Genomic DNA, 24,430 nt, shown 5'->3' with positions numbered 1-24,430 from the left:
CAGAAGAGAAGACATCATGAAATTGCAGGGTCGCGTTGCCATCATCACCGGCGCAGCTGCCGGTATCGGGTTTGCCACGGCCGAGCGCTTTGCCGCGGAAGGCGCCATTGTCATCCTGTGCGACGTCCAGGAAGCGCGTGTGCGCGAGGCCGCCGAGAAGCTGGCCGCCAACGGCGCCGTCGCCAAGGCTTTCCGCGTTGACGTGACGCGCCGTGACGAGGTCGACGCCATGGTCGCCGCCGTGCTGGCCGCGCATGAGCGCATCGACGTGCTCGTCAACAATGCCGGCATCACCAAGGATGCTCGCCTGGCAAAGATGACCGAGGTGCAGTTCGATGCCGTGATCGACGTCAACCTGAAGGGTGTGTTCAACTGCGCGCAGGCCGTGGCCGGCGTGATGACCGAGCAGGGCAAGGGCGTGATCCTCAACGCGTCGAGCGTGGTCGGCCTGTACGGCAACTTCGGCCAGACCAATTACGCGGCCAGCAAGTTCGGCGTGATCGGCTTTACCAAGACCTGGGCGCGCGAACTCGGCCCCAAGGGCGTGCGCGTGAACGCCGTGTGCCCGGGCTTCGTCAACACCGAGATCCTGCAGACCGTGCCGGAGAAGGTGCTCGACGGCATGAAGGAATCCTGCTGGATGCGCCGCCTGGCCGAGCCGTCGGAGATCGCCAGCGTGTACGCCTTCCTCGCCAGCGACGACGCCAGCTACATCAACGGCGTCGCTATCGAGACCAGCGGCGGCATGTCGCTCTGACGTCACCGGACGTCCCCGCCGTGCCCGCCGGCCTGTTCGCCGGCGGGCAGCGGGAACCAGTGCGGTATCATTCTGACTTTGGCACTTGCGGCCAGCCCGCCCGTCAAGGGCGCTCACACTTATCTCCCCGGAACCCGTGTCTTTGCCGCCTGAGCGGCAGGGTTCCCGGCATTTCTGAAAGTACCGATCGATGCAGTTGCTGTTCGAAGAAGGCGGCGAGATTCGCGCCGGCACCGTGCTGACCCAGCAGGGCGAGGCCTACCAGGTCGAATTGCCGGCCGGCAAGCGCACCAAGGTCAAGTCCCGCGACGTGCTGCTGCAGTTTGCGCAGCCGTCGGCGATCGAACTGGTGCGCCAGACCGGCGAGATGACCGCCGAGATCGACCTCGACTTCCTGTGGGAATGCGCGCCCGAAGCCGAGTTCGGCTTTCCCGAGCTGGCCGTCGAATACTACGGCGCGGATGCCGGCCCCGTGCAGCAGGCGGCGCTGGCCATGGCCCTGCATGCCAATCCGGTGTATTTCCGCCGCAAGGGCCGCGGGCGTTACCAGCGCGCGCCGGAAGACCAGCTGAAGGCCGCCCTGGCCGCAGTCGAGCGCAAGAAGCAGCAGGCACTGCTGCAGACCGAATACGAAGACCAGCTCAAGGCGCTGACGCTGCCGGAACCGTTCCGCAACAAGGTGCTGCAACTTCTGTTCAAGCCGGACAAGAACAGCCTCGAATACAAGGCGATGGATGCCGCCTGCACGGCGCTCGGCATGACGCCGATGCGCCTGATGGTGAGCGCCGGCGGCGTGGCCAGCGCGCGCGCGCTGCACGAGGCCAAGTTCCTCGCCGAATGCTTCCCGAAGGGCACGGGCTTCCCGGACATCGACGTACCCGAGCCGCAGGCCGACCTGCCCGTGGCCGACGTGCAGGCGTTCTCGATCGACGACGTGACCACCACCGAGATCGACGACGCGCTGTCGGTCACCGAGCTGCCGGACGGCAACCTGCGCGTGGGTATCCATATTGCCGCGCCCGCGCTGGGCATCCGCCGCGGCGAGCCGCTCGACGTGATCGCGCGCCATCGGCTGTCCACGGTCTACTTCCCGGGCGACAAGATCACCATGCTGCCCGACGCCGTGGTCGAGCGCTACACGCTGCAGGAGGGCCGCCAGTGTCCCGCGCTGTCGCTCTACGTGACGGTCGAGACACAGTTCTGGCAAGTGGTTGGCAGCGAGACGCGCGCCGAGATGGTCATGATCGCGGCCAACTTGCGCCACAACCTGCTCGATGACGTTATCACCGAGGCGTCGCTGGCCGACGGCACCGGCGACTATCCGTTCCGCGCCGAACTCACGCGGCTGTGGCACTTTGCCGGCGCACTGCACGACGAGCGGCAGAAAGCCCGCCTGGCCAGCGGCCTGCGGCCCGAATCGCACAGCCGCGCGGACTTCAACTTCTACCTCGACGACCAGGCCGATGGCAGCCAGCGCGTGCGCATCGAGCAGCGCAAGCGCGGCTCGCCGCTGGACAAGATCGTGGCCGAGCTGATGATCCTGGCCAACAGCACGTGGGGCAAGCTGCTGGCGGACAACGGCGTGCCGGGTATCTACCGGACGCAGAAGGCCTGGGGCATGCACCGCACCCGCATGCAGACCTACCCGGCGCCGCACGAAGGCCTGGGCGTGGCGCAATACGCATGGAGTACTTCGCCGCTGCGCCGCTATGTCGACCTGGTCAACCAGTGGCAGATCCTGGCGGTGGCGCAGCATGGCATCACGGCCAAGCTGGTGGCGCCGTTCAAGCCGAAGGACGCCGACCTGCTGGCCGCGGTGGCGGATTTCGAAGGCACCTATGCGGCTTATGCCGACCACCAGTCCACCATGGAGCGCTACTGGTGCCTGCGCTGGCTGCAGCAGGAAAAACGCGAGCGCATGATGGCCAGCACGCTCAAGGAAGGCGCGGTGCGCTTCATGGAGATCCCGCTGGTCACGCGTGTGCCGGAACTGATGCAAGCGCAGCGCGGCACGCAGGTGCTGCTGGAGATTGGCGCTATCGACGAGATTTCGCTCGATGTGTCGTGCCGGGTGCTTGAAGTGTTTGCCGGGGAAGGCGCGTTGCCCGAGGAAGAACTTGAAAGCGACGAGGAAGCCGCTGAAGTCTCGGCGGAAGCCGCAGCCGAGATGGCGGCCGAAAACGCGGCCGAGCAGTCCGCGGAAGGCGCCGAGCCTGCCGCGGGCGAAGCCGGCGAGCCGGCCGGAGAGGGCAGTGGCGACGCGGCGTCTGCCGCGCGCGACACCATTTCGCCCGGCCAGGGCTGATCCCTTCGGAAAAGCTGGCGGCTCACATACAATGCCCTTCTGACCCGGTGCCGCCACCGGGCCGGGGGCGCGTGGCTTCATGCTGCCCTGGCGGCTATTCCAAGCGATTTCCCCCAAGCCATTGTCCAGCCAGCTCTCCATCGTGAACGCCGCTCTCGTCGATCCCCGCCACTGGTGGCACGCCAGCAATACGCTGGTCAAGGCGCTGGCCATCTCGGTAGTCGTGCACCTGGTGCTGCTGATGGTACGGATCGCGGCGCCCGAGGTGTTCGAGATCAAGCGCACGGACGCGGCGCTGGACGTGGTGCTGGTCAATTCCAAGTCCGCGCAGAAGCCGCGCAACCCGACCGTGCTGGCGCAGGCCAACCTCGATGGCGGCGGCGACCACGACCAGCAGCGCGCCACCACGCCGCTGCCGGCGCAGACCGTGTCGCAGGACGGCGACCTGGTGCGCCAGGTGCAGCGCCGCGTCGAGCAGCTCGAGCAGGAACAGCAGCGCCTGATGACGCAGACGCGCGAAGCCGCCCCGTCGGTGCGCAGCCAGCCGCTCAAGCCGGGCGAGCAGCGCCAGGACACGCCGTTGCGCGGCCAGGACGAGCGTACCTCCACGGACGAGATGGCCAAGCTGGAGGCCGAAATCGGCCGCAACCTCGAGCAGTATGCCAAGCGGCCCAAGCGCTACCAGCTCACCGCCACCAGCGCGCGCGAAGTCGACTACGCGCAGTACTATGACCGCCTGCGCCACCGGATCGAGGCGCGCGGCACCAGCGATTTCCCGCAGCGCAACGGCAAGCCGCTCTATGGCCAGCTGATCCTGGTGATCAACGTGAACCGCCTGGGCAAGCTTGGCTACAACCGCGACGGCTACAACGTCGACGCCATCGACGTGGTCAAGAGCTCGGGCGATCCGGCGCTGGACCGCCAGGCCGTTGCCATCGTCCGCGCTGCCGCGCCGTTCGGCCCGTTCACGGCCGAGATGGCGGCACGCCAGGACATCCTCGAAGTCATTTCCACATTCAAGTTCTCGCGCAGCGGTCTGGAAACCCGCTTGCAGGCCCGCTGATGACATCCACTGAATCCTCCCAGCTGGCCGACCGCTACGTCGTGGTCGGCAACCCGGTTGCGCACAGCCGCTCCCCATTCATCCACGCCGCGTTTGCGCAGCAGACCGGCGAGGCCGTCGAGTACAGCCGGCTGGAAGCACCGCTCGACGCGTTCGCCGAGACCGTGCGCGCGTTCCTGGCCGGCGGCGGCCACGGCTTCAACGTGACCGTGCCGTTCAAGCTGCAGGCCTATGACCTGGCCGATCGCCTGACGGAGCGTGCGGAAGCCGCGGGCGCGGTCAACACGATGTGGATCGAGGACGGGCTGATCCACGGCGACAACACCGATGGCATTGGCCTGGTGCGCGACATCCAGGACAACCTCGACACGCTGCTGGAAGGCAGGCGCGTGCTGTTGCTCGGCGCGGGCGGCGCGGCAATGGGCGCAGTGCTGCCGCTGCTCGAATGCCGGCCGTCGCGCATCGTGGTGGCCAACCGCACGGCTTCGCGCGCGAGCGACATGCTGGAAGAGTTCGTGGAAGCCGCCGATTCCTTCGGCGTGGAGCTGTGGGGTGGCGGTCTCGATGCGCTGGAGCACTTGTCCGAGGACGAGGCCTGCGACGTGGTCATCAATGCGTCGTCCAGCAGCCTGCATGGCGAACTGCCGCCGGTGCCGGATTTCCTGCTTGGCCAAGGCGTGCTGGCCTACGACATGATGTACGGCGCCGAGCCGACCGTGTTCCTGCGCCATGCCGCGCAATGCGGCGCGCGCACGGCCGACGGGCTGGGCATGCTGGTCGAGCAGGCCGCCGAGGCCTTCTACATCTGGCGCGGCGTACGTCCGCGCACCGCGCCCGTGCTGGCCGACCTGCGCGCCGCGCTGCAGGCCGAGCGCAAGGGCTGAACCAACGCCTGCGCCCGTGGCCACCCGACAGCGCACCGTGCGCGCCGCCGGCACGGCATTCGCCCCGATGCGCTGGGTTGGCTACCTGATCGCCTGCGTAGCGGCCGGCATCCTGGCGATGCAGGCCTACTTTTTCCTGCAGATCGCGGCCTGGCAATACGTGGCGCCTTCGTCCACGTCATTCATGCGCGCCGAGCGCTGGCGCCTGTGCGGCTTCAAGCTCTGGAACTGCGAGATTGACCGCCGCTGGGTGCCGTACGACCAGATCTCGCGCAATCTCAAGCGCGCGGTCATCGCCAGCGAGGATGCGGACTTCGTCAACCATCCCGGCTACGAGATCGACGCCATGCTGGACGCCTGGGAGCGCAACAAGAAGCGCGGCCGCGTCGTGCGCGGCGGCTCGACCATCACGCAGCAGCTCGCCAAGAACCTGTTCCTGTCGCCCGAGCAGCATTACCTGCGCAAGGGCCAGGAACTGGCCATCACGTGGATGCTCGAGTTCTGGCTGGACAAGCAGCGCATCTTTGAGATCTACCTGAATTCCGTCGAGTGGGGCGAGGGCGTATTCGGTGCCGAGGCCGCGGCCCAGCACTATTTCCGCACCAGCGCGGGCAAGCTCGGCGTGGGCCAGGCCGCGCGCCTGGCGGCAGCGCTGCCGGCGCCGAAATGCTTCGACAAGAAGCAGTACTGCGCGAACGTGCGCGTCAACTTCAAGGTGAAGGCGGGGATTATTGCGCGGCGGATGGGGGCCGCGACGCTGCCGGATTGAATCCGGTCGCGTAACGCGGCTTCTCAGCCAAGCCATCCCTTCCTGCGGAAATACACCAGCGGAATCGCCGCCGACACCGCCATCAGCGCGATCGCCCACGGATACCCCGCGGCCCAGTCCAGTTCCGGCATGAACTTGAAGTTCATGCCGTAGATGCTCGCGATCAGCGTGGGCGGCATCAGCGCCACCGACACCACCGAGAACAGCTTGATGATCTTGTTCTGGTTGATGTTGATGAAACCGACGGTCGCGTCCATCAGGAAGTTGATCTTGTCGAACAGGAAGGCGGTGTGGTTCTCGATCGAGTCGATATCGCGCAGGATCTGGCGCGCCTCGTCCTGCTGCTCGGCTGACAGCAATTGGCTGCGCATCAGGAACGACACCGCGCGGCGCGTGTCCATGACGTTGCGGCGGATGCGGCCGTTCAGGTCTTCCTCGCGCGCGATGGTTTCCAGCACGTCGGCGGCGGCAGCGTCGGTCACGTTCTCGGCCAGTACGCGGCGGCTCGCTTCTTCCAGGCGTTCGTAGACTTCCTCGATCGAGTCGGCCGAGTATTCCGCGTCCGTCGCGTACAGGTCCATCAGCACGTCCTTGGCGTTGCGCACCGAGCCCGGGCGCATGCGCGCGCGCAGCCGCACCAGGCGGAACACCGGCAGGTCTTCGTCATGGATGGAGAACAGCACGTCACGCGTGAGCACGAAAGCCACGCGCACGTTGCGCGACGCCTCTTCCTCATCGAGCAGGAAGTCGGTGCGGATATGGATGTTCTCGTCCTCGCCTTCGAAATAACGCGCGGACGCTTCCAGGTCGCCCAGGTCTTCCAGTTCCGGCAGGGCTACGCCGTAGGTTTCCTTGATCCAGGCAAGTTCCTCGTCGTCGGGGCTGACGACGTCGATCCAGATCGGCTTGTGCTGAAGCAGCTCGCTGCGCTCGTCGACCTGCTCCTGGGCAAGCCGGCCTTTTTGCAGGACGAACAGGTTGATCATCCCCGGAATTCCTTATTGCTAATGCTGATTGCGACGAAAAAACAATGACAAGCGCGAAGACAAGCGCAGGCAGGCTCGCCGCATCCCAGGTGGTCCGGACCGGTTCAGTGCGGAATCACGGGCAAGCGTGATCGCGCTGCGCGGACGGCATCAGGCCGGCGGGCGCAAGGCGATGGCGTTTGCCTGGGGTGGCTGGCAAGCCGGGAGAGGGAAGATCCGCAATGGCACGGCACGCGCTTCGGTGGCCGTCGGCGATACGGAAAAACACTCGCCCGCATGGATTCTGCGGGCGATGCGACGAGGCGGGAGCGCGTGGCGGCTCCGGCGGTTCGTCTACGCAGCCCGCAGTGACATGGCATCCGACGAAGCTGCGTTAACGGCATCAACTGCGTTATCGCGGCAACTCGAACACCCGATGCTACTGCCCACGTAGTTTCTCCGGGATTGTGATGGCCGCGAGTGTAGCCCAACGCGGGGGGGCTTGTTAAGTGAAATCTCCACGCGCGGCGCCCGCCTGCAGGCGTCGCCGCAACAGTGGCACCAGCATCACCGACGATAGTGCCGCGAACATCAGCGCAATCGCCGTGTAGTCCTGCCAGTGCGGCTGCTCGCCGAGCATCCACATGCCTGAAAACACGCCGACCACGGGAATGAACATGACCGACAGGCTCGATACCACCGGCGGCAGGTTGCGCGCCAGCGCGAACCAGACCAGGTGGCAGTAGGCGAATACCACCACGGCGTTGTAGGCGATGGCACCCCATTCGGCAGCATTCGGCATGCGCCAGCCGGTCTCCAGCAACAGCGTGCCCGCGGCCAGGAAGGGCAGGGTGACCGTCAGCATCCAGAACGTGAGCGTGCCGATCGGGATGTCGATTTGCGTGCGCTTCATGAGCTGCGTGCCGAAGCCCCAGCCGGCTGCCGCCGCGAGCATCAGCAAGGTGCCGGCCGGGCTGCCGGTCAGCGCGCGGATCTCGCCGGACAGCAGCAGGACGGTGCCGGCCAGCGCGCAGCCGATGCCGACCCAGGCCGACGCGCCGATGCGGTCACGGTACAGGACCAGCCCCCACACCACGGCCCAAATCGGCATGGTGTAGCCGAGGATCGCGGCGCGTCCGGACGACAGCATCTTGACCGCGCAGATCGCCAGCAAGTGCCAGAACACCATGTTCGGGATGGCCAGCTTGACGATGGTGGCCCATTGCGCGCGCGGCACGCGCAGCGATTCACCGCGCACGCGCAGCGCCAGGCCCAGCGCTACCACGCCGCCGGCCATGCAGAGCAGCCGGAAGCCCATGGCGGGGAAATGCGCCACGCCGATTTTCATGATGGGCCAGTTCACGCCCCAGGCAATGGTCAGGATGACCAGCAGGATGAGGCCGCGGCGATCGAGAGACATGTCGTGAATGGCGGCTGCGTGTCACGCCGCTCTTTGTTTTGACTTTGAGCGCGAAACGATAGCATGCAGCGGGTAAAATTGCCGGAAACGACATATGCTGCGTACAGGAGGGGCCTATCCGTCCCAGCGCCCCAGCCCGCAGCGACCGGTCGCCCGCCCCGTGCAGGCGGCGCCGGAGCCAACAGGATATCGAGTAGCCCATGACCTTTATCGAGCAGCTGTCTGCCGCCTGGCAGCGCAACGATTCCCTCCTCTGCGTCGGACTCGATCCCGATCCGCAGAAGCTGCCGCTGTCCCTGACCGGGGCGGGCGGCGCCATCTTTTCCTTCTGCCGCGAGATCGTCGACGCCACCGCCGACCTGGTCTGCGCATTCAAGCCGCAGATCGCCTACTTCCATTCGCAGCGCGCCGAAGACCAGCTCGAGCAGCTGATCCACTATATCCATGACGCCCATCCGGGCATCCCGGTGATCCTGGACGCCAAGCGCGGCGACATCGGCTCGACCGCCGAGCACTATGCCAGCGAAGCGTTCGAACGCTACAAGGCCGATGCGGTGACCGTCAGCCCCTACATGGGCTTCGACTCGATGCAGCCGTACCTGGCCTATCCAGACCGCGGCGTGATCGTGCTGTGCCGGACGTCGAACCCGGGCGGATCGGATGTGCAGTTCCTTCAGGTGGATGGTAAGCCGCTTTATCAGCTGGTGGCCGAGGCGGCCAGGGAGCGCTGGAACACCACGGGGCAAATGGGCCTGGTGGTCGGCGCAACGTTCCCGAACGAGATCGCGCGCGTGCGCCAGATCGTCGGCGATATGCCGTTGCTGATCCCGGGCATTGGCGCGCAGGGCGGCGATATCGAGGCCACCGTCAAGGCCGGCCGCACGGCGGATGGCACCGGCATGATGATCAATTCGTCGCGCGCCATCCTCTATGCCAGTCGCGAAAAGGACTTCGCGACCGCGGCGCGCAATGTGGCGATGCAGACGCGGGATGTCATCAATCGCTATCGCCACGGCTAAACCGCGCCGGGCAGGCGCAAAACGTCGCGACAACTGAAAAGGCCGCGCCCCAACGGGCGCGGCCTTTGTCGTTTCAGGCTTCGTTGCGCACCAGGTCGAGCAGGCCGCGCATGGCGTGCTCCGCCGCCTGGCGGCGGATCTGCGCGCGGTCGCCCTTGAAGCGCTGGGTCTCGGTGCGCGTGGTAATGCGGTTGCTCCAGCCGAAGCAGACCATGCCGACCGGCTTGTCGGCGGTGCCGCCATTGGGTCCGGCCACGCCCGTGATCGACAGCGATACTTGTGCGCGGCTGTTGAGCAGCGCGCCCTCGGCCATCGCCCTGGCGACTTCCTCGCTGACGGCGCCGTGGTCGCGGATCAGCTTGGCGGGCACGCCGATCATCGTGCTCTTGGCCTCGTTCGAGTACGTGACAAAGCCGCGCTCGAACCATCCTGACGAGCCGGAGACATCGGTGATGGCCGCGGCCACCAGCCCGCCGGTGCAGGATTCGGCCGTGGCCAGCGTCAGCGATCTTTCGGCGAGGGCTACGCCAGCCTGGATGGCAAGTTGATCGAGCAAGCGGCTGATGGACATAGGTGAAAGTTGCCTGGCAATGGAAGGGGCTTGGCGGGTGAACCGTCGTGCAAGCGTGGCAAGGATGTCAGAACGAGCGCCACAACGCGAACACCAGCAAGGTGTAGAACGCCGCGAAGATGTCGTCGAACATCACGCCGAACGCGCCGCGCAGCCCTGGGCCCTTGAGCGAGCGGTCGTAATAGGCGATCGGCGCTGGCTTGGCGATATCGAACAGCCGGAACCACAGGAAGGCGGCGAACTGGCCCCAGAGGCCCGTGGGCATGACGAACGTCAGCACCAGCCAGAACGCGATGATCTCGTCCCAGACCATGCTGCCGTGGTCGTGCACGCCCATGTCGCGCGCGGTGCGTGCACAGGCCCACAGCCCGATCAGAAAGCCGGCGCCGATGATCCACAGCCAGGTGGTCGGCTCGATCCACAGCGAGATGACGGCAAAGGAGAGCCATCCGTAGAGCGTGCCCACGGTACCGGGGCTGACCGGCGACAGGCCGGAGCCGAAGCCGAGGGCGATCAGGCGCGCCGGATGCGCCAGCATGAAGCGGGCCGTGGGCCGGGTCACCTTGGCGGTTTGCCCGGCTTCGAGGGGCATGGCGGGGTCGCGCGGCGCGGCCGCGGGAGGGGAGGTCGACATCAGGATTTGGCTCGTGTGCTTATGTTTTATGTCCGCGGCGCCTTGCGTGCCAGTTTCCCGGGTTCCCTCCCCGGTTTGCCGGCGCTCACGATGCCGGCATCATGACACGGTCGTATGCCGCTGTCAGGACGAGGCGAAGTGGTCGAAGCTGGCGCCGGCATAGGTCACCGGGCTGCCATGGCGGTCGACCAGTCGTAATCCTGGCTCGGGCGTGATCGCGCCGACCCGGGTCAGTGGCAGTTCCAGGCGCTCCGCGATCGCGGCGATGGCCTCGCGGTTGCCGATGGGCGCGGTGAAGCACAGTTCGTAGTCGTCGCCCCCGGCCAGCACGCATTCGCGCTGCAGCGCTTCGGGCTGGCTGGCCAGCACTTCCGAGCGCGGCAGCGCATCGGCATCAAGCAGTGCGCCGACCTGCGAGCGCGCCAGGATGTGCCCGAGGTCGCCGATCAGCCCATCTGAAATATCGAGTGCGGCATGCGCCACGCCGCGGAGCGCCAGGCCTAGCGCGATTCGCGGGGAGGGGGTTTCCATGCGCGGGCGCACGCGGCTGAAGTCGGGTTCGGGGAGCAGCCACTCGCCACGGCAATCGCCGAGGGCAAGGCGGGCATCGCCGAGCGTGCCGGAAACCCAGATATCGTCGCCGGGACGCGCGGCGTCGCGCCGCAGCGCGGCGCGCGGCGGCACATCGCCGAATACGGTCAGGCTGAGCGTAAGCGGCCCGCGTGTCGTGTCGCCGCCGACAAGCTCGCATCCGTGGGCGTCCGCCAGTGCCAGCATGCCTGCAGCCAGTTCCTCCAGCCAGGCGGGATCGGCCTCGGGCAGTGCCAGTGCCAGCGTGAACGCGCGCGGCTCGGCGCCCATGGCTGCCAGGTCGGAGAGGTTGACCGCCAGCGCCTTGTGCCCGAGCGCCCGGGGCGGCACATCGGCAAAGAAATGCCGGCCACTGACCAGCATGTCGGTACTGATTGCGAGATGATGGCCGGGCCGCGGGTCAATCAGCGCGCAGTCGTCGCCCACGCCGAGCACGGCTTTGCGCACCGGCCGGGTGAAGAAGCGGCGGATCAGGTCGAACTCGGAGAGCTGCGCGCGGCGGATCGTGGACATTGGATTAAGCGGGCCAGGCCGGCGCTGGCGCAAAAAAGGCGGATCGGGACAAGGATGCTGCCTGCCAGGGGGCTCGGCAAGATACCGCAGCGGGCGGCAGCAGTGACTGTTGCTTGCTGTTCAAGGCCTGCGGCTTGGGGCATATTGTACCGAATCACAATCCTGGTCCTCGCAAAATGCTTATTGTGAAATAATATTTCACAATGTAAAATGCAGGGTCCAGAGGAAGAGATGGGCGGGCACGTGGAGCCGGTCCGCCATCATCCCGAAGCCACGTCAAATGACGGCTCCACCGATTGGAATATGCGCCGATGACCAGCCCTCAGCAGTCCCCGTCCCAAGACGATCTGAAACAGCAGCAGCGTGAGGCGCTGCGCAAAGCGGCGCTCGAGTACCACGAGTTTCCGACGCCAGGGAAGATCTCCGTTACGCCGACCAAGCCGCTGTCCAACCAGCGCGACCTGGCCCTGGCCTATTCGCCAGGCGTCGCGGCTGCCTGCGAGGAAATCGTCGCCGATCCGGCGAATTCGTTCCGCTACACCGCGCGCGGCAACCTGGTGGCCGTGATCACCAACGGCACCGCCGTGCTGGGCCTGGGCGATATTGGCGCCGCGGCGTCCAAGCCGGTGATGGAAGGCAAGGCCGGCCTGTTCAAGAAATTTGCCGGCATCGACGTCTTCGACATCGAAATCGACGAAAAAGACCCCGAAAAGCTGGTGCAGGTCATTGCTGCGCTGGAACCGACCTTCGGCGGCATCAACCTGGAAGACATCAAGGCGCCGGAGTGCTTCTACGTGGAGCGCACGCTGCGCGACAAGATGAAGATCCCCGTCTTCCACGATGACCAGCACGGCACCGCCATCGTGGTCGCCGCGGCCGTCATCAACGGCCTGACGGTGGTAGGCAAGGACATCAAGAAGGTCAAGCTGGTGGCCTCGGGCGCGGGCGCAGCGGCGCTGGCCTGCCTGGACCTGCTGGTGGACCTGGGCCTGCCCATCGAGAATATCTGGGTGACCGACCTGGCCGGCGTGGTCTATGAAGGCCGTACCGAGCTGATGGACCCGGAAAAGGCACGCTTCTGCCAGAGGACCGACAAGCGCAAGCTTGGCGAGGTGATCGACGGCGCCGACATCTTCCTGGGCCTGTCCGCCGCTGGTGTGCTCAAGCAGGACATGGTCCAGCGCATGGCCGACAAGCCGCTGGTGCTGGCGCTGGCGAACCCGAACCCCGAAATTGCACCGGAACTGGTCAAGGAAGTTCGCCCGGACGCCATCATGGCGACCGGCCGTACCGACTACCCGAACCAGGTCAACAACGTCCTGTGCTTCCCGTTCATCTTCCGCGGTGCGCTGGATTGCGGTGCGACCACCATCACGCGCGAGATGGAAATCGCCGCTGCCAACGCGATTGCCGAACTGGCGCGCCAGGAGCAGAGCGATATCGTCGCCTCGGCCTACGGTATCCAGGACCTCTCGTTCGGTCCGGAATACCTGATCCCGAAGCCGTTCGACCCGCGCCTGATCGTGTGGGTGGCCCCGGCAGTGGCGGAAGCCGCCATGAAGTCCGGCGTGGCCTCGCGTCCGATCGAGGACATGGACGCCTACCGCCTGCAGCTGCAGCAGTTCGTGTACCACTCGGGCACGCTGATGAAGCCGATCTACGCCGCCGCCCGCAAGGTCGAGATGGCGAAGAAGCGCATCGTCTTCGCCGAGGGCGAGGAAGAGCGCGTGCTGCGCGCCGTGCAGGTGATCGTCGATGAAAAGCTGGCCAACCCGATCCTGATCGGCCGCCCGGCAGTGCTGCAGCACCGCATCGAGCGTTTCGGCCTGCGTCTGCGCCCGGGCGTGGACTTCACCGTGGTCAACCCCGAGCACGACGACCGTTTCCGCGACTATTCCGATACCTACTATCGGACGATGGCGCGCGAAGGTGTCACGCCGCAATATGCCAAGCTCGAACTGCGTCGCCGCACCACGCTGATCGGCGCGATGCTGGTCAAGAAGGGCGAAGCCGATGGCATGATCTGCGGCACCGTCAGCAACACCGCCGCGCATCTGCGCTACATCGACCAGGTGCTTGGCGGCACCAACAAGGTCTACGCAGCCATGAACGGCCTCGTGCTGCCGGGCCGCCAGATCTTCCTGGTCGATACGCACGTGAACGTCGACCCGACTGCCGACGAACTGGCCGAGATCACCCTGATGGCCGCGGAAGAGCTCAAGCGCTTTGGTATCGAACCCAAGGTGGCGCTGCTGTCGCACTCGAATTTCGGCTCGTCCGAAGCGCCGTCGGCGCGCAAGATGCGCGATACGCTGGCCATCCTGCGCGAACGTGCGCCGGAACTCGAGATCGATGGCGAGATGCATGGCGACAGCGCGTTGGACCAGAGGCTGCGCGACAGCCTCGTGCCGGACGGCTCGCTCAAGGGCGAAGCCAACCTGCTGGTCTGCCCGAACATCGACGCGGCCAATATCTCCTACAACCTGCTGAAGGTTGCGGCGGGCAACAACGTCGCGATCGGCCCGATCCTGCTGGGCGTGAAGGCGCCGGTGCACATCCTGACGCCGTCGGCGACAGTGCGCCGCATCGTCAACATGACGTCGCTGGTGGTGGTCGACTCCGCCGCCAAGCGCTAAGCCGAATCCGGCTCAGCGGGGCGAAAAAGCCGGGCATGCCCGGCTTTTTTTGCGCCTTGGATTTTCCTGTTAGTATGCGCACACATCCTATTAACACATTGAAACAATTGAGGATTTTGCGCTGGCGGAGGGCCGGGATTGATTAATTTCCTGCATGCGCGTACCCTTACGCCTTTGATGCAGGCGCTCGCCACGAGCGCTCCGGTGAGGTCGGCGGCTAGCAAGCCGGCCAGGGTGGCCCGGACAACTTGTCTACCCAGCAGGCGGCAGGCTCGATTTCCGGTTCAACCAAGACAGACCAACGTGGGTTCCCAGATTCCCCTGATTCAGCAGCGGCAAACTTGGCCGTTGCGCGGCCGGCGCGCGCTGGCGAGCGCCCTGTCGGGCGTGGTCCTGGCGCTGGCATGTATTCAGCCGTCACTGGCAAGGCAGCAGGCCGAAGGGCTCCCGGGAACCATTGCCGTGCAGCAATTGCCCAATGAAGCACGGCAGACGCTGGAGCGCATTGAGGCCGGCGGGCCGTATCCCTATGAGAAGGACGGCTCGCGCTTCGGCAACTACGAACGTATCCTCCCTCAACAACAACGCGGCTATTACCGTGAATATACGGTCAAGAGCCAGAGCAGCCGGAACCGGGGAGCAAAGCGGATCGTTTGCGGTGGCGACCAGCGCGCGGCGAACGACTGCTATTACACAGAAGACCACTACAACAGCTTCAAACGGATAACCAAATGATGACTGACATTTTCGGATTGGGCGACGCCCTTGCCGCCCGCGAGGAGCGCGGCGCCGGAGATGGCTGGCAGCGGGCGCAGCAGCAGGCCCAGAACCTTTACGACAACGTGCTGATGATGCCGCGCCAAGAGCTCACGCACAAACTTCCGCCCGCCGCTCCGGCCGCCGTGCCGGCCATCGCGAGCTGGGCCGACGGGGCCGAGGGAGCCATGAACCTGTTCAAGTCGGTGCGCCCGAACATTGTCCAGTCGATCCGCGCTTTCCGCGTACCTGACCTCGCCCAGGCGGCCGCCGAGCTCGGCCAGCATTTCCTGTATGCGAACTGCGCCCATTGTGCGAGCAAGGCGGAGATCCTGGAAACCATCGCGACTTCGTTCACGTTCCCCAAGCATTTCGGCAAGAACTTCGACGCGCTGGCCGATTGCCTGACCGACATGATCCACAAGGCCGGCCAGCAGCCGGGCTTCGTGATCGTGCTGGAAGGCCTGCCGATCGCGCAGAAGTTCGATAAGGAAGCGCGCGAGGTCCTGCTGGACGTGTTCCGCGATGCGGCCGAGTTCTGGGGCGAGCGCAAGGTTCAGTTCCGCGTGTTCTATTCGTTTGCCTGATTAGCGGTTCGCCGCGCGGGGCCGAAGGCTCCCGTCGGACGTGAAGAAACAAAGCCCGCGATCGTCACCGACGATCGCGGGCTTTGGCTTTTTTTACGGACCTGGCCGCGGAGCGTTCAGGATTGCGACGGCAAGTGCCCGTGCGGGGTCAGCCGGTCGATCAGTTCGGGCAGGCCTTCGCTGAGCTGAGCCGCCACGTCGTCCTGCGACATGCCGGTCGAGTTGGCCAGCGATTCGAGCACGCCAGTGTCGCCTAGCGCATTGCTCAAAGCTGATGGCGTCACGGGCTGGTTGCTGCCCGCGCCAATCCAAGAATCGACCTGTTCGCCGAGGCCAGACTGCGCGAGCACATCGCGCAATGCACCGATGCCACCGCTCGCGGCGCCGAGCGCCTGGCTGTTGGCCGGCGCGCCGCCCTGGCCGCCGAGCAGCCCACCGAGCAGCGAGCCGAGATCCAGGCCGCCGCTGGCGCCGCCACCAGCGCCGCCGGCCAGCCCGCCCAGCAAGCCGCCGAGGCTTCCCAGTCCGCCAAGCCCGTCATCCTGCCCCGGCTGCGCCGTGCCTTCCGTTGCGCCGCCCCCCTTGTGCCGCATCGCCATCATGGCCAGCAGCCCGAGCGCCATCATCAGCTTCGGGTTCAGGCCGCCAGCGCTTTGGCCTTCGCCCTCGCCCTGGCGAGCGCCGCCGAGTTGCCCGAGCACTCCGCCCAGCACGCTATCGAGTAATCCCATGGTCGACTCCTCTTCAAGAAGGACGGCGTGCGCCGCCATCAAAATCCGCCAAGCAAGGCGTTCAGCGTGGCCAGGCAAGCCAGCCCGGCGGTTTCGGTCCGCAGGATGCGCGGGCCGAGTGACACGGCGGTGAAGCCGGCATGCAGCGCCGCCTCTTCTTCTTCCGGCGCCAGGCCGCCTTCCGGTCCGATCAGCAGCGTGGCGCCGCCGGCCAGCAGCGTTTCCCGGTTTGCCGCGGCGTAGGCGGGAAGCGACTGAACCGCGCGCGGCGACACCAGCAATCGCGCGCTTTCGCCCGGCGCGCGCAGCCAAGTATCCAAGTTAGCCACCGGCGCGACTGCCGGCAAGCGATTGCGTCCGCATTGCTCGCAGGCGGCTTCGACCAGGGCCTGCCAGTGCGCCTGCCGCTTCTGCGCGCGCTCGCCGCTCAGCCGCACGACCGAGCGCGCGGCCTGCAACGGCTGGATCGCCGCTACGCCAAGCTCGACGGCCTTCTCGATCAGCCAGTCCATCTTGTCGCCGCCGGCCAATCCTTGCGCCAGCGTGACGCGGAACGGCGGCTCGGCTTCAGTCGTGTCGTGATCGCCGACGCGCGCGAGCGCGTGGCGCTTGCCCAGTTCGGTCAGGGTGGCGGCATGGCTGCCCCCACGCCCGTCGAAGAGGGTCATGGCGTCGCCGGTCTCCAGGCGCAGCACCTGGACGTGGCGGACGACGGCTTCGGGCAGCTCGAAATCGGTACCGGCGGCAAGCGCCGCCTCGGCGCTGCCGACAAAGAAACGGGGTGGCATCAGCTTGTCTTGCCTTCCTGGTTGGCGGCTGCGGGTTTGGCGAAGCCCCAGCGGTAACCGTCCTGGTCTTCCACCATGCAGTAGCGGTCGCCCCAGAACTGGTCGGCCGGCTCCATCAGGCTGACAGCGCCGGCGGCGACGGCTTGCGCGTGCATGGCGTCGACGTCATCGCAATAGACGTAAAAGGTCTGCGGGCACTCCACGCCGAGCGAGCGCGGCGTGCGTGCCGTGCTGCCCCAGGCGCCCTCGGGCGCGAACATCACGATGAGTTCGCCGTGGTAGTGCATTTCGACGTGGGTGGGCACGCCGTTTTCATCGACCACGTTGGCCGCCGCGAAGCCGAAGGCGCGCTGGTAGAAGTCCAGGGCTGCGCGTGCGTTGCTGACGGTCAGGTAAGGGGTGAGCCTCGGGGTGTTGGCCGGTCTCGTCATGATCGTCTCCTGTCGGGAAACCTAGCGCTGCCAAACGGCACGCGGTGCGAGCGTGCATCTTACGCGTGCCGGAGAGCGCTGTCGAAGTCCGTACCCCGACGGAAAAAGTGCACCAACGGCAATATGCGGGCGCCGCCGTACCTGTCCGATTACCGCCCCGCGCCCGACCTGGCTGCTCCCGCCGCTACGGCCGGATTTGCCCCCGGTATCTGTTAAAATTGCTGTTTTCCTGCCGCCAGGCCCAGCGCCATTACGCCCGCATGTCCGCCCTCGCTCATCCTGCCACAAGTCCTTTCGCTTCCCAGCCTGCCAAGCTGATGGCCGACGCCATTCGCGTGCTTGCCATGGACGCGGTCCAGCAAGCCAATTCCGGCCACCCGGGCGCGCCGATGGGCATGGCCGATATCGCCGTGGCGCTGTGGGGCCGGCACCTGAAGCACAACCCGGCCAACCCGCACTGGGCCGACCGTGACCGCTTCGTGCTGTCCAACGGCCACGGCTCGATGCTGATCTACGCGCTGCTGCACCTGACCGGCTATGACCTGCCGATCGAAGAGCTGAAGAACTTCCGCCAGCTCCACAGCAAGACCGCGGGCCACCCCGAATACGGCATTACCCCCGGCGTCGAAACCACCACCGGCCCGCTGGGCCAGGGCATCACCAACGCGGTTGGCATGGCGCTGGCCGAACGCCTGCTGGGCGAGGAGTTCAACCGCCCGGGCTTCGACATCGTCAACCACCACACCTACGTGTTCCTGGGCGATGGCTGCCTGATGGAAGGCATCAGCCACGAGGCCTGCTCGCTGGCCGGCACGCTGAAGCTGAACAAGCTCATCGCGATGTGGGACGACAACGGCATCTCGATCGACGGCGACGTGGTGCACTGGTTCAACGACGACACCCCGAAGCGCTTCGAAGCCTACGGCTGGAATGTCATCCGTGGCATCGACGGCCATGACGTGACCGCCGTCGACCTCGCCATCGCGCAGGCCAAGGCGAGCGACAAGCCGACCCTGATCTGCTGCCGCACCAAGATCGGCAAGGGCGCGCCGAACAAGGAAGGTGGCCACGATGTGCACGGCGCGCCTCTGGGCGGCGCCGAAGTGCTGGCCACGCGCGAGGCGCTGGGCTGGGCCCATGCCCCGTTCGAAGTGCCGGCCGACGTCTACGACGCCTGGGACGCCAAGGCCACCGGCCAGGCCCTGGAAAAGGCCTGGACCGCGCTGTTCGAAGGCTACGCTGACCGCCACCCGTACGAAGCCGGTGAATTCCAGCGCCGCATGCGCGGCGAACTGCCGGGATCCTTCGACGCCGCCGTCGACGCCTTCATCGCCAAGTGCGAGGAAAAGGCCGAGACCATCGCCACTCGCAAGGCCAGCCAGAACACCATCGAGGCCTTCGGCCCGGTGCTGCCCGAGTTCCTCGGCGGCTCGGCCGACCTGACCGGCTCGAACCTGACCAACTGGTCGGGCAGCCAACCGGTGCGCGTCGATGCCTGGGGCAACCACATCAACTATGGCGTGCGCGAGTTCGGCATGAGCGCCATCATGAACGGCATCGCGCTGCATGGCGGCTATATCCCCTACGGCGCCACGTTCCTGACGTTCTCGGACTACAGCCGCAACGCGCTGCGCATGGCGGCGCTGATGAAGATCCGCTCGCTCTTTGTGTTCACGCACGATTCCATCGGCCTGGGCGAGGACGGCCCGACGCACCAGTCGATCGAGCACGTCGCCAGCCTGCGCCTGATCCCGAACCTGGACGTGTGGCGTACCGCCGACACCACCGAGACCGCGGTGGCCTGGGCCCAGGCCGTGCGCCGCGAAAACGGCCCGAGCTGCCTGATCTTCAGCCGCCAGAACCTGCCGTTCCAGCAGCGTGACGGTGCCACTCGCGCCAATATCGCCCGCGGCGGCTATGTGCTGCGCGACGGTACCAACCCGAAGACCGGCCGCCCTGACGCGGCCATCCTCGCCACCGGCTCGGAAGTCGGCCTGGCTGTCGGTGCCGCTGACCAGCTGGCGATCGAAGGCGTGCATGTGCGCGTGGTGTCGATCCCGTCGACGAGCGTGTTCGACAAGCAGGACGCCGCCTACAAGGCCAGCGTGCTGCCCGCGGGCGTGCCGCGCGTGGCCGTGGAAGCCGGTGTGACGGATTTCTGGTGGAAATATCAGGTCCAGGCTGTTGTGGGCATCGACACCTTCGGCGAATCGGCTCCGGCGGGCGTGCTGTTCAAGCACTTTGGCTTCACCGTCGACAACGTGGTCCGGACCGTCAAGGACACGTTGCAATAACTTTCCGGCGGACAACCCGACGCCCCAGTTTTCTAGCATCAGGCATCTCAGGAGATATACATGACCATCAAGATCGGCATCAACGGCTTCGGCCGCATCGGGCGCATGGTGTTCCGCGCCGCCGCCGCCAACTTCAAGGACATCGAAGTCGTTGCCATCAACGACCTGCTCGAACCCGACTACCTGGCGTACATGCTGAAGTACGACTCGGTGCATGGCCGTTTCGACGGTGAAGTGTCGGTCGACGGCAACACGCTGGTCGTCAACGGCAAGAAGATCCGCCTGACGGCCGTCAAGGACCCGTCCGAACTGAAGTGGGGCGAAGTCGGCGCCGACGTGGTGATCGAGTCGACCGGCATCTTCCTGACCAAGGAAGGCGCGCAGAAGCACATCGACGCGGGCGCCAAGAAGGTGATCATGTCGGCCCCGTCCAAGGACGACACCCCGATGTTCGTGTACGGCGTGAACCACGAGACGTACAAGGGCGAAGCGATCATCTCGAACGCCAGCTGCACTACCAACTGCCTGGCTCCGGTAGCCAAGGTGCTGAATGACAAGTGGGGCATCAAGCGCGGCCTGATGACCACCGTGCATGCTGCCACCGCCACGCAGAAGACCGTTGACGGCCCGTCCAACAAGGACTGGCGCGGCGGCCGCGGCATTCTGGAAAATATCATCCCGTCGTCGACCGGCGCCGCCAAGGCCGTTGGCGTGGTGATCCCGCAGCTGAACAAGAAGCTGACCGGCATGTCGTTCCGCGTGCCGACCTCGGACGTGTCCGTGGTCGACCTGACCGTCGAACTGGAAAAGTCGGCGTCGTACGAAGAAATCTGTGCCGAAATGAAGGCCCAGAGCCAGGGCGCGCTGAAGGGCGTGCTGGGCTACACCGAAGACAAGGTCGTTGCCACGGACTTCCGCGGCGATGCTCGCACCTCGATCTTCGACGCTGAAGCCGGCATCGCACTGGACGGCACCTTCATCAAGGTCGTGAGCTGGTACGACAACGAGTGGGGCTATTCGAACAAGTGCCTGGAAATGGCGCGCGTGGTGGCCAAGTAAGCCCGCTTGTCGTTAAAAACGCGCCTTCGGGCGCGTTTTTTTGTTTTGAGCGCGCCGCTGCCGACAGCGGCTGCGCGGCGGGCCCGCCGGGCACGGCTGGAGTTTCATGAAAGTAGGCGAAATTTGCTCATACTGGCGGGAAAACGCCGACCATTGTCAGGAGCGAAATGCCGAATCTGCTTTCCGCTGCCGTTTTTTCCACTTACACTGATAACGAGCCGTTGATATCTGATGTGCAGCCAGTGCAAGTCGCGGGGCCATCTTTGATGAGAATAAATCGGAACAGGGCCTGATCATGGTGAACGTGGACACCAAGCTTCTTGTGATTTTCACCGAACTGCTGAGCAAGCGGAACGCGACCTATGTCGCGGAGAAAATGCACATGACGGCCCCGGCCGTATCGCATTCGCTGGGCCGGCTGCGCGAGATCTTCGACGATCCTCTCTTTATCCGCGTGCCGCACGGTCTGACGCCGACGCCGCGCGCGCTGGAACTGGGCCCCAAGATCCGCGACATGCTAGACCTGTGGTCGTCGATCAACGAAGGCGACGCCGACAATTTCGACCCGGCGATCGCGACGGGCACCCTGAGCATCGGTTTCGCCGCCGAACTCGGCGATACGGTGTTCAATCGCTTCGTACTGCGCATCAAGCAGCTGGCGCCCGAGTTGCATATCAAGCTGGTCGAATCGCATTCCTGGGAAAGCGACGTGGCGTCGATGCGCGCCAACGAGCTCGACCTGGCGTTTTCACCGTTCCCGACGCGGCACCCGGAAATCGTCGAGGAAATGGTCACGTCCCTGAGCCTGTGGGTCTGCGCGCGCAAGAACCATCCCCTGCTGAAAGGCCAGTGCACGCTGGAGCAGTATCTCGATTGCGGCCATATCTTCATGGCGCACTCGGGTGGCGCCGGGCGGCCTGCGCCGTCGCTGATTCCGCTGGACTACGCACTGCAGCAGCGCGGACTGAAGCGCAATGCCACGCTGACCGTGCACTCGTGGCGGGCGCAAGCCGAACTCGCCGCGCAGACGGACATGATTTTCACGGTCAATGCCCTGACCAAGGACATGGCTTGCGAAACCTATGGTCTCAAGGCGTTCCCGCTGCCAGCCGAGCTGAACACCACGGTAGGCCTGAATATGTTCTGGCACCGCAGCCGCAACACGCACCCGATGCTGGTCTGGGCGCGCGGCCTGTTCCGCCAGGTGGTCGGTGAATTCGTGGGGGTGCCCGCGGCCAAGCCGCTACGCGTGGTGACCGAACAGGACGTCGAAGCGCCCTGACCGGTGCCGCACGGCGGACCCATGAAAAACCGGCGCCTGGGCGCCGGTTTTTTTTTTTCTTGCTCGGATCCGCCGCACACGGCGACGCACGGCTTATCGTTTTGGTCTGTGGGGACAATCAATCTTGGTGCAATTGCCATACAGCGACAACGCATGTTCCTGCAGGGCAAAGCCGCGCTCGCGCGCAATGCTTTGCTGGCGTTGCTCGATCTCGCCATCGAAGAACTCTTCGACACGGCCGCAATCGAGACACACCAGGTGGTCGTGGTGCTTGCCTTCGTTGAGTTCGAAGATGGCCTTGCCGGATTCGAAGTTGTTGCGCGAAAGCAGGCCCGCTTGCTCGAACTGCGTGAGCACGCGGTAAACGGTCGCCAGGCCGATATCCATATGCTCGTTGAGCAGGATTCGGTAGACGTCTTCAGCGCTCAGATGGCGCTGTTCACTGGTCTGAAAAATCTCAAGGATCTTCAGCCTGGGCACGGTCGCCTTCAGGCCGATATTCTTGAGCTCCGCCGGACTCGGCATGGGCATGACTCCCTAGAGTACAATGTCTGGATAGTTGAATCATAAGGGTTTTGGCGACAAAAGTCGCCCGGTGCCAAGGCCAGCGAAGGCGGCTTCAGCCCGCCGGATGCCGTGGCAGATCAGGCAGCCGCCGCACGGCGGAAATGTCCCTGCCGGCACTTTCCTTTCCCTCTGGAAGCGAGATCAATGCGTTCATCCCGTTCGTCTGCCATGCGCCCGACGCTGGTGTTTTCTCTGCTGGCCGTCGCACTCCTGGCCGGCGCCTGCTCGACCTACGACTCCACCTCGCGCAAGGTCGCCAACGTCATCACGCCGTACCGGATCAATATCGTGCAGGGCAACTTCGTCTCGCGCGAGGCGGCTTCGCAACTGCACGAGGGCATGACCCGCGACCAGGTCAAATTCCTGCTGGGCACGCCGCTGCTGACCGATGTCTTCCATAGCGATCGTTGGGATTACGTCTTCTCGTTCCGCCGCGGCAATACGCCGGTCGTGCAGCAGCGCCGCTTCACTGTCTTTTTCGATGGCGACAAGCTGGTGAAGTTTGGCGGCGACGAATTGCCGTCCGAATACGAGCTGATTGCCGAAATTGACGGCATGAAAAAGGCCCTGAAAGAACAGAAGCCCGGTATCGGCGGAAGCTCGGGCACGCAGGCGGCGGCGCCCGCGCCCGCGTCAGCACCAGCTGTCCCGCAAGAGACAACCGCGGCACCGGCCGACCAATCAAGTGCAGTGCCAGCCGCTCCGACAGCAACGCCCGCCGTATCCACGCAAGCGGAACCGGCAGCGCAGCCGAACTGACGCGCACCGCTGCGGCCCTGCCGCGCACCTAGATTGCCGGCCGGCGCTCTGCGACCGGCCGTTTTCCGATATCGCCAGGTAAAACACCATGAACATCGCCATTGCTGGCGCATCCGGCCGCATGGGCCGCATGCTGATCGAACACGTTCTAGCCACCGAAGGGATTTCGCTGTCCGGTGCGCTCGACCTGCCGGGCTCGCCCGCGCTGGGCCAGGACGCCGGGCTGCTGCTGGGCCGCCATACCGGCGTGGTGATCACGGACGACCTCGACGCCGGCTTGGCCGGCGCGGACTGCCTGATCGATTTCACCCGCCCCGAAGGCACGCAGGTCCACCTTGCGGCCGCCAAGCGCCTGGGCGTCAAGATGGTGATCGGCACGACCGGCTTCGATGACGCCGGCAAGGCTGCCCTGGCCGACGCGGCCAAGTCCGTCGGCATCGTCTTCGCCGCCAATATGAGCGTGGGCGTCAACGCCACCTTCAAGCTGTTGGAAGTGGCGGCAAAGCTGCTTTCCACCGGTTACGACATCGAGATCATTGAAGCGCATCACCGCTTCAAGGTCGACGCCCCGTCGGGCACGGCGCTGAAGATGGGCGAAGTCGTTGCCGATGCGCTGGGCCGCGACCTCAAGACGTGCGCCGTCTACGCGCGCGAAGGCCACACCGGCGAACGCGATCCGAATTCCATCGGTTTTGCCACCGTGCGCGGCGGCGATATCGTCGGCGACCACACCGTGATGTTCGCCGGCATCGGCGAGCGCATCGAGATCAGCCACAAGTCTTCGAGCCGCCAGTCTTATGCCGATGGCGCCGTGCGCGCGGCCCGCTTCCTGGCCGACAAGGCGAATGGCCTGTTCGACATGCAGGATGTGCTCGGCCTGAAGTAAGACCAGGCCCGGCGGCGTGGCCGTGATGGCCCGGCCGCACGGTTATAATCAGCTTCTTTCGCATTGCACGACTGGCGGGCGCCCTCAAAGCGGGCGCCCGCTGTCTGCCTTCCTGTCCCCCGGATGCGGGCCTTCCAGACGCCGCGCAGACCGTTGTCCTGAA

The 24,430-nt window shown here is 65.6% G+C and carries 23 protein-coding genes; 14 read left to right on the top strand and 9 right to left on the bottom strand.

All coding sequences use genetic code 11. The features are described from left to right. The first annotated feature begins 16 nt into the window (after positions 1 to 16). The 5 genes from fabG (at position 17) to mtgA (ending at position 5,778) form a co-directional block, all read left to right on the top strand. Entirely contained in the window at positions 17 to 757 is a 741-nt protein-coding gene (gene fabG, locus ACIGJC_RS12980) for a 3-oxoacyl-ACP reductase FabG (protein WP_483709268.1), read from the top strand. A 190-nt stretch (positions 758 to 947) separates the two neighbouring features. Beyond that, entirely contained in the window at positions 948 to 3,062 is a 2,115-nt protein-coding gene (locus ACIGJC_RS12975) for a ribonuclease catalytic domain-containing protein (protein WP_483709267.1), read from the top strand. Between the two features lie 193 nt (positions 3,063 to 3,255). Then, positions 3,256 to 4,125: an energy transducer TonB gene (locus ACIGJC_RS12970; protein ID WP_483711537.1), complete on the top strand. Its 870-nt coding sequence runs from the start codon at positions 3,256 to 3,258 to the stop codon at positions 4,123 to 4,125. Next, on the top strand, positions 4,125 to 5,009 hold the full coding sequence (gene aroE, locus ACIGJC_RS12965; RefSeq protein ID WP_483709265.1) for a shikimate dehydrogenase: 885 nt from the start codon (positions 4,125 to 4,127) through the stop codon (positions 5,007 to 5,009). Before ACIGJC_RS12970 ends, aroE begins: the two co-directional genes overlap by 1 nt. 67 nt (positions 5,010 to 5,076) lie before the next feature. Further along, complete coding sequence (mtgA, locus tag ACIGJC_RS12960) at positions 5,077 to 5,778, top strand: monofunctional biosynthetic peptidoglycan transglycosylase (protein WP_483711536.1); 702 nt, start codon at positions 5,077 to 5,079, stop codon at positions 5,776 to 5,778. A 23-nt stretch (positions 5,779 to 5,801) separates the two neighbouring features. On the opposite strand, the gene corA is transcribed toward mtgA, so the two are convergent. Both corA and ACIGJC_RS12950 read right to left on the bottom strand, forming a co-directional pair. Then, positions 5,802 to 6,764 (bottom strand): magnesium/cobalt transporter CorA, encoded by a 963-nt coding sequence (corA, locus tag ACIGJC_RS12955; protein WP_483709264.1) that lies wholly within the window; start codon positions 6,762 to 6,764, stop codon positions 5,802 to 5,804. Positions 6,765 to 7,248: 484 nt separating this feature from the next. Next, the gene (locus ACIGJC_RS12950) at positions 7,249 to 8,163 is read right to left on the bottom strand and encodes a DMT family transporter (RefSeq protein WP_483709263.1); all 915 of its coding nucleotides are present in this window, start codon (positions 8,161 to 8,163) and stop codon (positions 7,249 to 7,251) included. A gap of 200 nt (positions 8,164 to 8,363) precedes the next feature. Here ACIGJC_RS12950 and pyrF point away from each other — a divergent pair, with 200 nt between their 5' ends. Then, a complete protein-coding gene (gene pyrF, locus ACIGJC_RS12945) occupies positions 8,364 to 9,182 on the top strand; it encodes an orotidine-5'-phosphate decarboxylase (protein WP_483709262.1) in 819 nt (272 codons plus the stop codon). A gap of 73 nt (positions 9,183 to 9,255) precedes the next feature. Here the strand turns inward: pyrF and ACIGJC_RS12940 are convergent, their stop codons facing one another. The 3 genes from ACIGJC_RS12940 to thiL form a co-directional block, all read right to left on the bottom strand. Next, the gene (locus ACIGJC_RS12940; protein ID WP_483709261.1) at positions 9,256 to 9,753 is read right to left on the bottom strand and encodes a CinA family protein; all 498 of its coding nucleotides are present in this window, start codon (positions 9,751 to 9,753) and stop codon (positions 9,256 to 9,258) included. Positions 9,754 to 9,820: 67 nt separating this feature from the next. Further along, positions 9,821 to 10,387 carry a phosphatidylglycerophosphatase A family protein gene (locus tag ACIGJC_RS12935; protein ID WP_483709260.1) on the bottom strand — a complete coding sequence of 189 codons (567 nt, stop codon included), beginning with the start codon at positions 10,385 to 10,387 and terminating at the stop codon, positions 9,821 to 9,823. Between the two features lie 123 nt (positions 10,388 to 10,510). Further along, positions 10,511 to 11,491, bottom strand: a complete 981-nt coding sequence (thiL, locus tag ACIGJC_RS12930) for a thiamine-phosphate kinase (protein WP_483709259.1) — start codon at positions 11,489 to 11,491, stop codon at positions 10,511 to 10,513. A gap of 311 nt (positions 11,492 to 11,802) precedes the next feature. Here thiL and ACIGJC_RS12925 point away from each other — a divergent pair, with 311 nt between their 5' ends. From ACIGJC_RS12925 to ACIGJC_RS12915, 3 genes are all read left to right on the top strand, one after another. Further along, positions 11,803 to 14,127: an NADP-dependent malic enzyme gene (locus ACIGJC_RS12925; protein WP_483709258.1), complete on the top strand. Its 2,325-nt coding sequence runs from the start codon at positions 11,803 to 11,805 to the stop codon at positions 14,125 to 14,127. A gap of 366 nt (positions 14,128 to 14,493) precedes the next feature. After that, a complete protein-coding gene (locus ACIGJC_RS12920; protein WP_483711535.1) occupies positions 14,494 to 14,862 on the top strand; it encodes a guanyl-specific ribonuclease in 369 nt (122 codons plus the stop codon). Continuing rightward, the gene (locus ACIGJC_RS12915; protein WP_483709257.1) at positions 14,859 to 15,470 is read left to right on the top strand and encodes a barstar family protein; all 612 of its coding nucleotides are present in this window, start codon (positions 14,859 to 14,861) and stop codon (positions 15,468 to 15,470) included. The genes ACIGJC_RS12920 and ACIGJC_RS12915 overlap by 4 nt, the downstream gene beginning before the upstream one ends. Before the next feature lie 116 nt (positions 15,471 to 15,586). Here ACIGJC_RS12915 and ACIGJC_RS12910 read toward each other — a convergent pair whose 3' ends face one another. From ACIGJC_RS12910 to ACIGJC_RS12900, 3 genes are read right to left on the bottom strand one after another with little or no spacing between them, the layout of a single operon-like run. Continuing rightward, entirely contained in the window at positions 15,587 to 16,201 is a 615-nt protein-coding gene (locus ACIGJC_RS12910; protein ID WP_483709256.1) for a YidB family protein, read from the bottom strand. Positions 16,202 to 16,239: 38 nt separating this feature from the next. Further along, entirely contained in the window at positions 16,240 to 16,989 is a 750-nt protein-coding gene (locus tag ACIGJC_RS12905) for a 16S rRNA (uracil(1498)-N(3))-methyltransferase (protein WP_483709254.1), read from the bottom strand. Further along, positions 16,989 to 17,420, bottom strand: coding sequence for a VOC family protein (locus ACIGJC_RS12900; protein WP_483709253.1), 432 nt, complete (start codon positions 17,418 to 17,420; stop codon positions 16,989 to 16,991). The genes ACIGJC_RS12905 and ACIGJC_RS12900 overlap by 1 nt, the downstream gene beginning before the upstream one ends. 260 nt (positions 17,421 to 17,680) lie before the next feature. Here ACIGJC_RS12900 and tkt point away from each other — a divergent pair, with 260 nt between their 5' ends. The 3 genes from tkt to ACIGJC_RS12885 all read left to right on the top strand — a co-directional run bounded on the left by tkt (position 17,681) and on the right by ACIGJC_RS12885 (position 22,055). Then, on the top strand, positions 17,681 to 19,714 hold the full coding sequence (gene tkt / locus ACIGJC_RS12895; RefSeq protein ID WP_483709251.1) for a transketolase: 2,034 nt from the start codon (positions 17,681 to 17,683) through the stop codon (positions 19,712 to 19,714). 60 nt (positions 19,715 to 19,774) lie between these two features. Beyond that, positions 19,775 to 20,773, top strand: coding sequence for a type I glyceraldehyde-3-phosphate dehydrogenase (gene gap / locus ACIGJC_RS12890; protein ID WP_211957310.1), 999 nt, complete (start codon positions 19,775 to 19,777; stop codon positions 20,771 to 20,773). Between the two features lie 295 nt (positions 20,774 to 21,068). Continuing rightward, positions 21,069 to 22,055, top strand: a complete 987-nt coding sequence (locus ACIGJC_RS12885) for a LysR family transcriptional regulator (RefSeq protein WP_483709249.1) — start codon at positions 21,069 to 21,071, stop codon at positions 22,053 to 22,055. A 93-nt stretch (positions 22,056 to 22,148) separates the two neighbouring features. Here the strand turns inward: ACIGJC_RS12885 and fur are convergent, their stop codons facing one another. Beyond that, on the bottom strand, positions 22,149 to 22,580 hold the full coding sequence (fur, locus tag ACIGJC_RS12880) for a ferric iron uptake transcriptional regulator (RefSeq protein ID WP_483709247.1): 432 nt from the start codon (positions 22,578 to 22,580) through the stop codon (positions 22,149 to 22,151). 186 nt (positions 22,581 to 22,766) lie between these two features. Between fur and ACIGJC_RS12875 the strand changes: the two genes are divergently transcribed. After that, positions 22,767 to 23,381: an outer membrane protein assembly factor BamE gene (locus ACIGJC_RS12875; RefSeq protein ID WP_483711534.1), complete on the top strand. Its 615-nt coding sequence runs from the start codon at positions 22,767 to 22,769 to the stop codon at positions 23,379 to 23,381. Positions 23,382 to 23,469: 88 nt separating this feature from the next. Then, on the top strand, positions 23,470 to 24,267 hold the full coding sequence (gene dapB / locus ACIGJC_RS12870) for a 4-hydroxy-tetrahydrodipicolinate reductase (RefSeq protein WP_483709245.1): 798 nt from the start codon (positions 23,470 to 23,472) through the stop codon (positions 24,265 to 24,267). The last annotated feature ends 163 nt before the right edge of the window (positions 24,268 to 24,430 follow it).

It is taken from the genome of Cupriavidus sp. C3SS-1, from assembly GCF_057073755.1.
Note: the sequence above shows the minus strand (reverse complement) of the source record. Positions and strands in the feature narration are given on the sequence as shown.